Raw genomic sequence first — 14,464 nt, 5'->3', positions numbered from 1 at the left:
TGTCCCCGCGCGCAAGCGCGCCAGTCCCCGTAAGATGACGGCCCGGCGTCCGCCGGGTTGCCATCAGGGGGCATGCGGCATGGTTCGGTTTCCGTCGCGCTTGACGCGCAGTGGCGTGCTGCGGGTGCTTGCCGCGCTGGCTTTCGCAGGCTGCGCCTGGGCGACGGTGTGGCCGGAGCCGGAGCCGCTGCAGAAGCTGTTCGTGCTGGTGCTGATGCTGCTCGCCGTCGGTACGCTGCTGTGCGCCACCGTGCGCCTCGCCTTCGCGCTGCTGCTGGGCGGCGGGCTGTTCTTCGCGCTGCGCTTCGTCTCCGGCCTCAAGGAGAACTACCTCGAAACGGCGCTGATGCCGGCGGATTTCGTCTACTACGCGCGCTCCAGCCTGATCGCCACGCTGCGCCATTACCCGCACCTGTACCTGCTGGCCGCGGGCGTGCTGCTGCTGGTGCCGCTGCTGCTGGTGCTGGCGTGGCGGCTGGACCGGCCGCTGCCGGTGCGGCGACGCGGCTGGGGCCGGACGGCCTGGCGCATCGGTGGCGTGTTGCTGTGCGCGGTGGCCTTCCGCGTGTGCCTGCTGCCGGAAGGGCCGTTCGCCGGGCTGCACAACCGCGACGTGTGGGACAAGCTTTCCGACGACGCCCAGCTCACCAACTTCTTCATCAACATCAACGACGGCGGCGTGACGATGCCGGCGATGTCGGATGACGCCACGGCGCAGCGCGAGTGGGGCGGCACCGCGAATGCCGTCGAAAAGCAGGGCAAGTCCGGCCCGCGGCCCGCGTCGTATCCCGACATCGTGCAGGTGCTGGAGGAAAGCACCTTCGACCCCTCGATCTATGCCGCCTGCGCCGTGCCGGGCTGCAAGTTCGCACTGTTCCAGCCCGACGCGCGCACGCGCGGCACCGGCCTGCTGCGCACGCATACCTGGGGCGGCGGCACCTGGGTCAGCGAGTTCGCCGTGCATACCGGCCTGCCGCAGGACATCTTCGGCAGCGGCGGCATGTACGCGCCCTTCGTGCTGGCGCCGCACGTGCACGACACATTGCCCGACCTGCTGCGCCGGCTGGGCTACCTCACCATCGCGATCTATCCCACCAACAGCGATTTCCTCAACGGCCGCGACGCGTACCGCGCCTACGGCTTCGACCATCTCTACGGCGCGGAGGAGCTGGGACTGGACGAGTGGGAGGAAACCGACGCGCAGATGTTCGCCGCGGCCAGGCGCGTCTACGACAAGGTGAAGAAGCCGGGCCAGCCGTTGTTCGTGATGATACTCACGATCAACCAGCACGGCCCGCACGACGACAATCCGATGGACAAGCTGCCGCTGCCCTGGCGCAACATGGTGCAGGGGCTGGGCAGCAAGGACGAAAGCGCGCTGGATTTCGACACCTACCTGTGGCGCCTGCACGACTCCGACGTGGCGATGCAGGGCCTGGAGCACGATTTCCTCGATCGCGACCAGCCCACTGTGCTGGTGCACTTCGGCGACCACCAGCCGTCCTTCGATGGCCTGATCCGCCCGCTCAAGCGCACGCTGCCGCCCGCACTGGTGCCGGATCGCGACTTCCTCACCTACTACATGGTCAAGAGCAACTTCGCCGGACCGGCATTGCCCAGCTATCCCGCGCTCGACATCGCCTTCCTGCCGACCATGGTGCTGCAGGCCGCGGGCCTGCCCGCCGATCCCTATTTCTCCGCCGCCACCGCCTTGCGCGAACGCTGCCAGGGCCGCTTCGACGACTGCCCGGACAAGGCGCTGCTGGCCTCCTACTACGCGTGGATCTTCCGGCAATTGCACGTGTATGAGTGAAGCGCATCGCGCCTCGGCTTCGCGCCGGCTTGCGATGGCCACGCTGCTGGCCGCGTGTGCCGCGGTCGCCGGCGCGCTGCTGGCTGCGCACTCTCCCGGTGGGCGGTGGCTGCACTGGTGCGCCAAGCCGCTGGCCACCGCGCTGATCTTCGTGCTGGCGTGGAACGCGCGCCCGGCGGTGTCGCCGCGCTATCGGCGCTTCGTGCTGGCGGGCATCGCCTGTTCGCTGGCGGGCGACGTGTTCCTGATGCTGCCCGGCGACTTGTTCGTGCCGGGGCTGCTGGCGTTCCTCGCCGGGCACGCGTGCTTCATCGTGGCCCTGCTGAGTGACAGCCGCTTCGCCTGGCCGGCGTGGCCGCTGTTCGCCTGCCTGGCGTATGGCGCGGCGAATCTCGCCCTGTTGTGGAGTGCGATCGCCGCGCCGTTGCGCGGGCCGGTGATCGTCTACGTGGCGCTGTTGTGCGGCATGGGCGGGCAGGCGGCGGCACGCGCGCTGCGCGGCGATGCCTCGGCGCGGCTGGCGGCGCGAGGCGCGCTCGTGTTCATGCTGAGCGACAGCGTGCTGGCCTGGGACCGCTTCCGCGGCCCGCTGCCGCTGGCCGGCCTGTGGGTGCTGGCGACGTATTATCCGGCCTTGTGGTGGATCGCCCGTTCGGTGCGCAAGGCATGAATACACAGGAACTCATCATCACCTGGGCCACGCCGGTGTTCTTCCTGCTGATCGGCATCGAGCTCGTGGTGGCGAGGCTGCGCGGGCGTGACGCCTATGCCGGCAACGACGCGATCAACAGCATCGGCCTGGGTGCGATCTCGCAGCTGGTGGCGGTATTCACCAAGCTGCTGACGATCGGCATCTACGCGTGGTGCGTGCGGCACTTCGCGCTGTTCAGGCTGCCGGCCGACAGCGTGCCGGTGTGGGCCGGCGCCTTGCTGGGCTACGACTTCTGCTACTACTGGCTGCACCGCATGGGCCACGAGGTGAACATCCTGTGGGCCGCCCACGTGGTGCACCACCAGAGCGAGCGCTACAACCTTTCCACCGCGCTGCGCCAGACCGGCAGCGGCGCGCTGCTGGGCTGGCTCTTCTACCTGCCGCTGGCGATCCTCGGCGTGCCGGTCGAGGTATTCGTGGTGGTGGCGCTGATCGACCTGCTGTACCAGTTCTGGGTGCATACCGAGCAGATCGGCCGGCTGGGCTGGTTCGACCGCGTGTTCTGCTCGCCGTCGAACCACCGTGCGCACCATGCGGTGAACGACCGTTACCTCGACCGCAACTACGGCGGCATCCTGATCCTGTGGGACCGCCTGTTCGGCAGCTTCGTGGAAGAGGACGACGACGACCCGCCGGTGTACGGCACGCGCTCGCCGCTGCGCAGCTGGAACCCGCTGTGGGCGAATGCCGAGGTGTACTGGCGCACCGCGCGGGACGCGTGGCACGCGCGGCGCTGGCGCGACAAGCTGCTGGTGTGGATCAAGCCGCCGGGCTGGCGGCCCGCCGACGTGGCGGCGCGCTTCCCCAGGCCGGACTTCGCGATGCCCGCCGGACGCTACGACCCGCCGATGGGCGCGGCGCTGCAGGCCTACGTGCTGCTGCAGTTCGCCCTGCTGCTGGGCATGGTCACCCAGTTCCTCGGCATGACGGGCAGCGCCGGCCTGCCGGTGCTGCTGCCCTACGCGGCCTACCAGGTGGCCGGCCTGTGCGTGCTCGGCGCGCTGATGGAGGGCCGGCGCTGGGCGTGGTGGGTCGAGGGACTGCGCGTGTTGCTCACCGCGGCACTGCCGGCAGCCAGCGGGCGCTGGTTCGGCGTCGGCCATCTGGATGGCCGCATCGCGCTGGCGATCGCGCTGGTATTCGGCGCCAGTGCCCTGGCGCTGCCGTGGCTGCGCGCCGCGGCGGCGCGGCCGGGCGCCCGGCCCGCGTGACCCTTGGCCATGACCCTTGCCCCATGACCGTTGCCCCATGACCCTTGGCGGCGATTCGCTATGATCCGCCGGTTGCCCGCAGGAATGAACCCATGCGTTTTCTGAGCCGAATGCTCCGCCACAAGTCTGTCGAACAGTTGCAGAGCGAAGCGGGCCAGCGCGGCGACTTCCGCCGCGTGCTGGGCCTGTGGCAGCTCACCGCGATCGGCATCGGCGGCATCATCGGGGTGGGCATCTTCGTGCTGGCCGGCCAGCAGGCGGCGATGAACGCCGGCCCGGCGGTGGCGCTGTCCTTCCTGATCGCGGGCGCGGGCAGCGCCTGCGCCGCGCTGTGCTACGCCGAGTTCGCCGGGCTGATCCCGGTGACCGGCAGCGCCTACACCTACGGCTACGCGGTGCTGGGCGAGTTCGTGGCCTGGATCATCGGCTGGGACCTGCTGCTGGAATACGCGCTGGTGGTCGCGGTGGTGGCGATCGGCTGGTCGGGCTACGTGCAGGTGCTGCTGGCCTCGGCCGGCGTGCACCTGCCGGAGTGGGCGCAGCAGAGCATGAGCGCGCAGACCATGCACTACTACCTGCAGCAGCTGTTCGGCGTGCACGGCGGCGTGGCCATCGCCGCGCCCAGCGATGGCCACCGCTTCAACGTGATCGCCGCCGGCGTGTCGCTGGCGGTGGCGCTGCTGCTCACCGTGCGCATGGAGTGGGGCGCGCGCTTCAACACCGCGATCGTGGCGATCAAGGTGCTCGGCGTGCTGCTGGTGATCGGCGTGGGCGCGTTCTACATCGACACGGCCAACTGGCACCCGTTCATCCCGGCGCGCGTGTTCGACGCGCAGGGCACGGGCCACTTCGGCTGGGCCGGCGTGCTCACCGGCGCCAGCGTGGTGTTCTTCGCGGTGTTCGGCTACGACACGCTGACCACCGCGGCGGAGGAGGCGAAGCATCCGCAGCGCGACCTGCCGCGCGCGGTGCTGCTGTCGCTGGCGGTGGCGATGGTGCTGTACATCGCGGTGTCGCTGGTGCTCACCGGCATCACCCACTACAGCAACCTCAACGGCGACGCCTCGGTGTCGCAGGCGTTCGAGGCGATCGGCCTGCACTGGGTGAGCATCGCGATCGCGGTGGCCGCGGTGGTGGGCGTCACCAGCGTGCTGTTCGCCTTCATGCTGGGCGCGGCGCGCATCTGGTTCGCGCTGGCGCGCGACGGCCTGCTGCCGGCGTGGTTCGCCAAGGTGAGCCCGCGCTTCGGCACGCCCGCCCGCCCGACGCTGATCCTGGGGGTGTTCACCGCCATCGTGGCCGGCCTGCTGCCGATCGGCGAGGTGGCCGAGCTGGTCAACATCGGCACGCTCAGCGCCTTCATCATCATCTGCACGGCGGTGCTGGTGCTGCGCATCCGCAAGCCGCAGCTGCCGCGCAGCTTCCGCATGCCGTGGATCGCCGTGCTGGCGCCGCTGGGCGTGGCGTTCTCGCTGCTGCTGATCTTCGGCCTGCCGTGGCCGGACGCGCACGGCTGGCAACGCATCGGTGGCCTGCCCGCGATCACCTTCGAGCGCTTCGTGGTCTGGATGGCGCTGGGCTGCCTGATCTATTTCGGCTACGGCATGCGGCACAGCCGGCTGGAGCGGGATCGCAAGTAGTTTCGCGCGCCGGCATGACCTCTGGCAGGCGGGCGGCCACGGGCGGCGGCCTACCATCGCCCGGTCATCCGTCGCTCGCCGCATACGACGAACGACGCATTCCTGCCGGCAACGCGGGCTTCCGCGCGGGCCGGTGCCTGCCGCCCGGAGCCACCCGTGAATCGTCCTGCCTTCCGTTCCAGCCTGATTGCCGCCGCGGTGATCGGGGCCCTTTCGCTGTCCGCCGCCGCCACGGCGCAGGACGCCCACCGCGCCGCGCCGCTCGACCAGCCCTACGCCGGCCAGCTCGCGGTGAACGTGGACCTCACCGATGCGGCCAAGCGGATGTTCCGCGTGCACGAGACGATCCCGGTGAAGCCGGGCGCGTTCACGCTGCTGTACCCGGAGTGGATCCCCGGCGAGCACGCGGCGTCCGGGCCGATCGAGAACGTGGCCGGCCTGGTGATCACCGCGAACGGCAAGCAGCTGCCGTGGCGGCGCGACCTGCGCGACATGTTCGCGATCAACCTGGACGTGCCCGAAGGCGTGGGCCAGCTTGACCTCGAGTTCCAGTTCCTCTCGCCGGCGCCGGGCGAGGGCAGCCTGTTCGGCGCCAGCGCCTCGTCCACGCCGAACCTGGTGGACGTGGAGTTCAACCAGGTGGCGTTCTACCCGGCCGGCTACTACTCGCGGCAGGTGACGATCCAGCCCACGGTGCAACTGCCCGCCGGCTGGAAGTTCGGCACCGCGATGGAGGTGGCCAGCCAGAGCGGGAACACCGTGCAGTTCAAGCCGGTGACGTTCAACAACCTGGTGGATTCGCCGCTGATCGCCGGCGAGTACTTCAACCGCGTGGACCTGGCGCCGGGCGCCAAGGTGCCGGTGCACCTCAACGTGGTGGGCGACGGCGCGAAGGACGTCAAGCTCACCGACAAGCAGCTAGAGCAGCAGCGCGCGGTGGTGAAGCAGACCAACCTGCTGTTCGGCGCGCACCACTACGGGCACTACGACTTCCTGCTCACGCTGTCCGACCACACCGGCCACTTCGGCCTGGAGCACCACCAGTCCAGCGACGACCGCCTGCCGGCCGACTTCTTCACCAACGACGACATGCACACGCTGGCGGCCAGCCTGATGCCGCACGAGTACGTGCACTCGTGGAACGGCAAGTTCCGCCGCCCGGCCGACCTGTGGACGCCGAACTTCAACGTGAAGATGCAGGACGACCTGCTGTGGGTGTACGAGGGCCTCACCGACTACTGGTGCAGCGTGCTCACCGCGCGCGCCGGCCTGTGGACCCCCGAGCAGTTCCGCGACACGATGGCGGACATCGACGCCTCGATGAGCGAGCGCACAGGCCGCGCCTGGCGCTCGCTGCAGGACACCGCCGACGCCGCGCCGCTCACCTACTACGGCGGCGGCGGCTGGGCCAACTGGCGCCGCGGCACCGACTTCTATCCCGAAGGCCAGCTGCTGTGGCTGGACGTGGACACCAAGATCCGCGAGCTGTCCGGCGGCAAGCACTCGCTGGACGACTTCGCGCGCGCCTTCTACGGCATGGACAACGGCAGCTACGTCACCAAGACCTACACCTTCGACGACGTGGTGAACACCTTGAACCAGGTGCAGCCGTTCGACTGGGCGAAGTTCCTGCGCACGCGGCTGGACTACACCGGTCCGGAACTCCCCGAGCAGGGCATCGCGCGCGGCGGCTGGAAGCTGGTCTACACCGACAAGCCCAATGCCGAGACCAAGGCGATGGAGAGCATCCGCCACGGCGTCAGCCTCGCCGCCTCGATCGGCCTGTCCGCGTCGAAGAGTGGCAACATCTACGACGTGCAGTGGAACGGCCCCGCGTTCAAGGCCGGGCTGGTGCCGGGCCTCAGCATCGTGGCGGTGGACGGCAAGGACTACTCGCCCGACGCGCTGAAGGACGCGATCACCGCCGCCAAGACCGGCAGCGCGCCGATCGAGCTGCTGGTGAAGAACGTCGACGTGTACAGCACGGTGAAGATCGACTACCACGGCGGCCTGCGCTATCCGCACCTGGTGCGCGCCGACGGCAAGGACCTGCTCGACGCCATCGCCACGCCGCGCAAGTGACGTCGCGCAACGTCGCGTGACGTCGTCCCGGCGCAGGCCGGGATCCAGTAGCGACAAGGCCTACCCGGGCCGTACCGTCACTGGATCGCGGCCTGCGCCGGGATGACAAGCTTCGGAGCGCCGCGAGTGCGGCGCTCCGGCCCGTAGACATGGCATGCGAGGGCAGGACGGGAGGGTGCGCCTTTGCCGCTCGGCACGGCACCACGGCTACGCGGCCTTGCTCTTCGTTCCGCACGCCGTCGCATGGTGCGCGCGTCATGACCTCTGGCAGGGGGAGCGTGGTGCACGACCGGTCTAGCATCGAAACCTTGCCCGCCGCCCATCTCGCCGCGCGGGCCGTTGCCCAAGGGAGAATCCATTGAAAGCCACTCGCCTCGCCTCCGCCATCGCCGCCAGCGCCTTCGGCCTGGTCAGTCTCAACGCACTCGCCGATGTGCCGCCGCCGCAGGACGTGGCCTACCCGGGCACGCTGCAGATCAGCGTGGACGCCACCGACCTCGCGCACCGCGTGTTCCGCGTGCACGAGGTGGTGCCCGCGCAGCCCGGCCCGCTGACCCTGCTGTACCCGCAGTGGCTGCCCGGCAACCACTCGCCCAGCGGCCCGATCGACAAGTTCGCCGGCCTGGTGGTGAAGGCGAACGGCAAGGTGGTCCCGTGGACGCGCGACCCGCTCAACGTCTTCGCCTTCCACGTCGAGGTGCCGCAGGGCGCCAGCAACGTGGAAGTGGACTTCCAGTACCTCACGCCGCAGAACAGCCGCGAAGGCCGCGTGGTGATGACGCCGGAAATGCTCGACCTGCAGTGGAACGCGAATTCGCTGTACCCGGCCGGCTACTACAGCCGCCAGATCAAGACCGAGGCCAGCGTGACCTTCCCCGCCGGCTGGCAGTTCGGCAGCGCGCTGGAAGTGGCCTCGCGCGACGGCGACACCGTGCACTTCAAGCCCACCACCTTCAACACCCTGGTGGACTCGCCGATCTACGCCGGCAAGTACTTCAAGCGCCTCGACCTCGACCCGGGCGCCAAGACGTCGGTGCACATGGACATCGTGGCCGACGAGCCGAAGGACCTTGAGATCAAGCCCGAGCAGGTCAAGCCGTTCCGCGAGCTGGTGCAGCAGATGTACAAGCTGTACGGCGCGCACCACTACAAGCACTACGACTTCCTCGTCTCGCTCAGCGGCAAGATGGGCGGCGAAGGCCTCGAACACCACCAGTCCAGCGAAGACGGCACGGTGGCCGACTTCTTCACCGCGTGGGACAAGAACGCGCTGGGCCGCGACCTGTTCTCGCACGAGTTCAACCACTCGTGGGACGGCAAGTACCGCCGCCCGGCCGACCTGTGGACGCCGAACTTCAACGTGCCGATGCAGGACTCGCTGCTGTGGGTGTACGAGGGCCAGACCCAGTTCTGGGGCCAGGTGATGGCCTCGCGCTCGGGCCTGTGGAACGCCGATCAGGCGCACGACATGTGGGCCTTCGTGGCCGCCACCTACGACAAGGGCCGCCCCGGCCTCGCCAGCTGGCGCAACGTGCAGGACACCACCAACGACCCGATCATCGCCCAGCGCGCGCCGCTGCCGTACCGCAACTACCAGAGCAGCGAGGACTACTACTCGGCCGGCCAGCTGATCTGGCTGGACGTGGACGGCAAGCTGCGTGATCTCAGCCACGGCAAGAAGAGCATCGACGACTTCGCCAAGGCCTTCTTCGGCATGGACAACGGCAGCTTCGTCACCAACACCTACACCTTCGACGACGTGGTGAAGACGCTCAACGACATCCAGCCCTACGACTGGGCGAAGTACCTGCGCACCCGCCTCGACGGCCACGGCCCGCTGACCGGCGGCTTCGAGGCGCACGGCTGGAAGCTGGTCTACACCGACAAGCCCAGCGCCGCGGTGAAGGCCTTCGAGGCGCGCCGCCACTTCGCCGACCTCACCTACTCGCTCGGCCTGTCGGTGGGCAAGGGCGGCCAGATCGGCGACGTGCTGTGGGACGGCCCCGCGTTCAAGGCCGGCCTGTCGCCGGGCATGACCGTCGTCGCCGTCAACGGCCACGACTACGACCCCGACGCGCTGAAGGACGCCGTCACCGCCGCCGCGACGGACAAGAGCCAGCCGATCGAGCTGCTGGTGAAGAACTTCGACGAGTACAAGACCATCCGCATCGACTACCACGATGGCCTGAAGTACCCGCACCTGGTGCGCGACACCAGCAAGCCCGACACGCTCAGCACGCTGTTCAAGGCCCGCTGATCGCGCGGCTTCCTCCCCTCTCCCGCCTGCGGGAGAGGGGCTGGGGGAGAGGGCGCAACCTCGCGAGAGGTCACCAGCAAGTCCGGATCGCCCGCATGGGCGATCCCCACCATCTCCGCTATACTGCCCGTCCGCCGCGGACCGCAACGGTCCCGCGCGGCCATGCAATACCACGCGCCCGTAGCTCAGCCGGATAGAGTAGTGGCTTCCGAAGCCATTGGTCGGGGGTTCGAATCCCTCCGGGCGCGCCAATTTCCTTCGCTTCCATTCGCTGCATGCGAATCGGCAGTTGCCACGCGCCGGTCGGGCTGCGACCCTCGCCGGGGCGCTACGGGGGATGGAACGCATGACACCAGAAGCACGGGCCCGACAGCAGATCGACGCCAAACTCGAGGCTGCCGGCTGGGTCGTCCAGGACATGAAGCAGCTGAACCTCGGCGCCGCGCCGGGCGTGGCGGTGCGCGAATATCCCACCGACACCGGTCCGGCCGACTATCTGATGTTCGTAGATCGCAACCCCGTTGGCGTGATCGAGGCAAAGCGCGACGAGGCCGGGCAAAACCTGACCGCGCACGAAGCCCAGACCGAGCGCTACGCCAGCGCCAGGCTGAAGTGGCGCAAGGACAGCCCGCCCCTGCGCTTCCTTTATGAAGGCACCGGCCAGATCATCCACTTCGCCGACGGCGCCGATCCACACCCGCGTGCCCGTGAGCTGTTCCACTTCTTCCAGCCGCAGACGCTTGCCACTTGGGTGACCCGACCGGACACCCTGCGCCGCCGGCTTGCCGAGCAGATGCCGCCGCTGCCCGAACGCAACCTGCGCGCCTGCCAGGTCAGCGCCGTCACCGGCCTGGAGAAATCGCTGGCACTGGCCAAGCCGCGCGCGCTGGTGCACATGGCCACCGGCGCCGGCAAGACCTTCACCGCCATCACCTCGGTCTACCGCCTGCTCAAGTTCGGCGGTGCCAGGCGCATCCTGTTCCTGGTCGACACCCGCAACCTGGGCAAGCAGGCGCACCAGGAGTTCATGGCCTACACGCCGCCGGACGACGGCCGCAAGTTCACCGAGCTTTACAACGTGCAGCGGCTGTCCAGCAGCCACATCGATCCGCACACGCAGGTGTGCATCAGCACCATCCAGCGCATGTATTCCATCCTCTCGGGCGAATCGATCGACGACTCGGCCGAGGACATCTCGCTCGCCGAGCTGCCGCCCGGCACCCGGCCCGCGCGGGAGGTCCGCTACAACGCCGCGGTGCCGATCGAGACGTTCGACTTCATCGTCATCGACGAGTGCCACCGCAGCATCTACAACCTGTGGAAGCAGGTGCTGGATTACTTCGACGCGTTCCTGATCGGCCTCACCGCCACGCCGGACAACCGCACCTACGGCTTCTTCAACCAGAACGTGGTGGCCGAATACAGCTACGAGCAATCCGTGCTCGACGGCGTCAACGTCGGCTACGACGTCTACGAGATCGAAACTGAGATCACCCGCGCCGGCGCCGAACTGAAGGCGAAGGAATGGGTCGACCACCGCGATCGCCAGACCCGCGCCAAGCGCTGGGCGCAGACCGAGGACGACGTCACCTACGCCAATACCGACCTCGACCGCTCGGTGGTCAATCCCAACCAGATCCGCCAGGTGATCGAGGAAATGAAGGCCGCGGCGGAAACCCGCATCTATCCGCACCGCGCCGAAGTGCCCAAGACCCTGATCTTCGCCAAGACCGACAGCCACGCCGACGACATCATCCGGATCGTGCGCGAGGTCTACGGCGAGGGCAACGCGTTCTGCAAGAAAGTTACCTACAAGGCCGACGAAGACCCGGACACCATCCTGTCCAACTTCCGCAACGAGTATTACCCGCGCATCGCCGTTACCGTCGACATGATCGCCACCGGCACCGACGTGAAACCGCTGGAAGTGCTGCTGTTCATGCGCGACGTGCGCAGCCGCGGCTACTACGAGCAGATGAAGGGCCGTGGCGTGCGCAGCCTCGACGCCGAATCGCTGAAGAAGGTCAGCAACAGCGCAAACAGTGCCAAGACCCACTTCGTGCTGATCGACGCCGTCGGCGTGGAAAAGTCGCTGAAGACCGAAAGCCGTCCGCTGGAAAAGAAACCCGGCGCCACGCTCGACCAGCTGCTGAAAAGCATGGCCGTCGGCGGCGCCGACGACGACACGGTGCTCAGCCTCGGCAACCGGCTGGTGCGCCTGGCCAAGCAACTGGACGACAAAGCGCTGGCGCGGATCAAGCAGACCTCTGGCGGCATCGCGCTCAACGACCTCGCCCGTGGACTGGTCAGCGCGCTCGATCCGGACCTCGTCGTGGCCGATGCGCTGGATACCGCCAAAGCCGCCGGCATCACCCGCAGCGCCGATACGCTTACCGCCGACGAACTCGATGCCGCCCGCCACCAGCGCGTGCTGGGCGCCTGCCAGCCGTTCGACGATCCCAGGCTGCGCGACCTGATCGAATCCGCCCGCCGCGAGCGCGAGCAGCTGATCGACCACATCAACCCCGACCAGGTCACCTTCAGCGGCTTCAGCGCGCAGGCCGAGGCGCAGGCCACGGCCACCGTGCAGGCCTTCGCCGATTACCTGCGCGAGCACCGCAACGAGATCGCCGCGCTGGATTTCTTCTACCAGCAGCCCTACCAGCGCCGCCAGCTCACCTTCGCCATGATCGAAGACCTGCACGACGCGCTGTCGCGCCCGCCGCTGATGCTCACCACCGAGCGGCTGTGGAGCGCCTACGCCCGCGTGCAGGCCAGCAAGGTCAAGGGCGCCGACACGCGCCGCCAGCTCACCGATCTGGTGGCGCTGGTGCGCTTCGCGCTGGGGCTGGACGACGAACTGCGCCCGTTCGCCGACAGCGTCGACAAACGCTTCCAGGAGTGGATCTTCCGTCACAATGCACAACGTGCCACGGCGTTCACCCCGGAACAGACCGAGTGGCTGCGGCTGATCAAGGATCACATCGCGTCCAGTTGCTCGATCAGCCGCGACGATTTCGACTACGCGCAGCTGGCCGGCAAGGGCGGACTGCAGAAGGCGTGGAACGTGTTTGGCGAGCAGATCGATGGGCTGCTTAAGGAAATGAATGAGGAACTTGTGGCTTGAAGCAGGTAGCAAGAAAAAAAGTCGCCGCATCAATAGGTCGTGGTAGCGACACCATTCACGCATCCAACCATATATCGGATGGCGCCGGCTCTTATCTCGACCACTTAACCACCGAACTGGTCGAAGTCAGCATCGCGGACGTTGTGGATAGCAGTATCGATTCAAGCGGACCCGTCGATGACTTTATCTACCTCGATATTGGCAGTGTAGATCGTGAAAGGAAGACCTTCGTCGAGCGCAAGTTGATCCCTCTCGCAGAGGCTCCGAGTCGTGCGCGGCAGAAGGTTCAAGCTGGTGACGTGCTTGTTTCAATGACGCGGCCAAACTTGAACGCCGTTGCGCAGGTCACACAAGAGCTGCATGGATCTATCGCTTCGACCGGCTTCCATGTGCTGCGTTCACCATGGATTGAAACCGGCTTTCTCTACTACCTCGTGCAAACGGATGACTTTGTCGATGCAATGTGCGGCGTCGTGCAGGGCGCGTTATATCCGGCAGTACGTCCAAGAGACATCGAAGGTTTCAAGTTCTACCTGCCACCGCGCGCCGAACAAACCCGCATCGTCGAAAAACTCCAAGAGCTTCTGTCCGACCTCGATGCCGGCGTGGCCGAGCTGAAGGCCGCGCAGCGCAAGCTGGCGCAATACCGCCAGTCGCTGCTGAAGGCGGCGGTGGAAGGCACACTGACCGCCGACTGGCGCGTCGCCCGCGCGTCATCCAACGAATCGCAGGAGTCCGGCGCCGACCTGCTGCAACGCATCCTCACCGAACGCCGCACCCGGTGGGAAACCAGGCATCTCGCCAACTTCGCCGAGCAGGGCAAGCCCCCACCCAAAGGCTGGCAAGCCAAATACCCCGAACCCGTCGCCGCCGACACTACCGATTTGCCCGAATTGCCAAAGGGATGGGTGTGGGCGAGTCTGGATGCATTGATCAAGGAAGGGCCGCAGAACGGGCTTTACTTGCCCTCCAGTCTTTACGGACGAGGAATTCCCATTCTTCGCATCGACGACTACCAAATTGGTTGGTACCGGGAGCGCGACGCACTCAGTCGAGTGCAAGCCGATGCTTCAATTTCCGACGCATACGAGCTGAAGTCAGGCGACATTGTGATCAATCGCGTGAACAGCATGACTCATCTCGGGAAGTGCCTTGAGGTGCCGGCATCGTTGGATGCGGCATTGTTCGAGTCGAACATGATGCGCATGCGGCTCCATGGAAGTGTAAGCACCAGCTATGTCGCCTTCTACCTGGGATCGGTGGCGGGGCGCGCGCGGCTAACCAAGGACGCGAAGTGGGCGGTAAACCAGGCGAGCATCAATCAACAAGATGTTCGACGCACGCCGGTGCCTTTGCCCTCTTTCGAGGAGCAAATCGCCATCGTCGAACAGTTGGATTTGCATCACGAAGCCATCGACGCACAGCTGGCGGCGGTTGATGGATCACTTCAACAATCCGCAGCCCAACGCAAGAACATCCTCAAAGCCGCCTTCGCCGGCCAGCTGGTGCCGCAAGACCCTGACGACGAACCCGCCAGCGTGCTGCTGGAACGCATCCGCGCGGCGAAGGTGGAACATGCGGGCAAGGCCAAGCCAGTGGCGAAACGAGGTCGGAAGGCGTAG

At 67.3% G+C, this 14,464-nt stretch carries 8 protein-coding genes and 1 tRNA gene; all 9 read left to right on the top strand.

The window, feature by feature from the left end:
• Positions 1-100 precede the first annotated feature (100 nt).
• The 9 genes from ABQJ56_RS01485 (at position 101) to ABQJ56_RS01445 (ending at position 14,464) form a co-directional block, all read left to right on the top strand.
• Complete coding sequence (locus tag ABQJ56_RS01485) at positions 101-1,813, top strand: sulfatase-like hydrolase/transferase (RefSeq protein ID WP_367843215.1); 1,713 nt, start codon at positions 101-103, stop codon at positions 1,811-1,813.
• Positions 1,806-2,483 carry a lysoplasmalogenase gene (locus ABQJ56_RS01480; RefSeq protein ID WP_367843214.1) on the top strand — a complete coding sequence of 226 codons (678 nt, stop codon included), beginning with the start codon at positions 1,806-1,808 and terminating at the stop codon, positions 2,481-2,483. Before ABQJ56_RS01485 ends, ABQJ56_RS01480 begins: the two co-directional genes overlap by 8 nt.
• Positions 2,480-3,736, top strand: coding sequence for a sterol desaturase family protein (locus tag ABQJ56_RS01475; RefSeq protein ID WP_367843213.1), 1,257 nt, complete (start codon positions 2,480-2,482; stop codon positions 3,734-3,736). Before ABQJ56_RS01480 ends, ABQJ56_RS01475 begins: the two co-directional genes overlap by 4 nt.
• A 92-nt stretch (positions 3,737-3,828) precedes the next feature.
• Positions 3,829-5,376: an amino acid permease gene (locus ABQJ56_RS01470; protein ID WP_367843212.1), complete on the top strand. Its 1,548-nt coding sequence runs from the start codon at positions 3,829-3,831 to the stop codon at positions 5,374-5,376.
• Between the two features lie 156 nt (positions 5,377-5,532).
• Complete coding sequence (locus tag ABQJ56_RS01465) at positions 5,533-7,458, top strand: M61 family metallopeptidase (RefSeq protein ID WP_367843211.1); 1,926 nt, start codon at positions 5,533-5,535, stop codon at positions 7,456-7,458.
• A 358-nt stretch (positions 7,459-7,816) separates the two neighbouring features.
• Positions 7,817-9,715 carry a M61 family metallopeptidase gene (locus tag ABQJ56_RS01460; protein ID WP_367843210.1) on the top strand — a complete coding sequence of 633 codons (1,899 nt, stop codon included), beginning with the start codon at positions 7,817-7,819 and terminating at the stop codon, positions 9,713-9,715.
• Positions 9,716-9,889: 174 nt separating this feature from the next.
• Positions 9,890-9,966 (top strand) — tRNA-Arg (locus ABQJ56_RS01455).
• A 95-nt stretch (positions 9,967-10,061) separates the two neighbouring features.
• On the top strand, positions 10,062-12,842 hold the full coding sequence (locus tag ABQJ56_RS01450) for a type I restriction endonuclease subunit R (RefSeq protein ID WP_367843209.1): 2,781 nt from the start codon (positions 10,062-10,064) through the stop codon (positions 12,840-12,842).
• Entirely contained in the window at positions 12,839-14,464 is a 1,626-nt protein-coding gene (locus ABQJ56_RS01445; protein ID WP_367843208.1) for a restriction endonuclease subunit S, read from the top strand. The genes ABQJ56_RS01450 and ABQJ56_RS01445 overlap by 4 nt, the downstream gene beginning before the upstream one ends.

Source organism: Rhodanobacter geophilus (assembly GCF_040812275.1).
Taxonomy (GTDB): Bacteria; Pseudomonadota; Gammaproteobacteria; order Xanthomonadales; family Rhodanobacteraceae; genus Rhodanobacter_A; species Rhodanobacter_A geophilus.
Note: the sequence above shows the minus strand (reverse complement) of the source record. Positions and strands in the feature narration are given on the sequence as shown.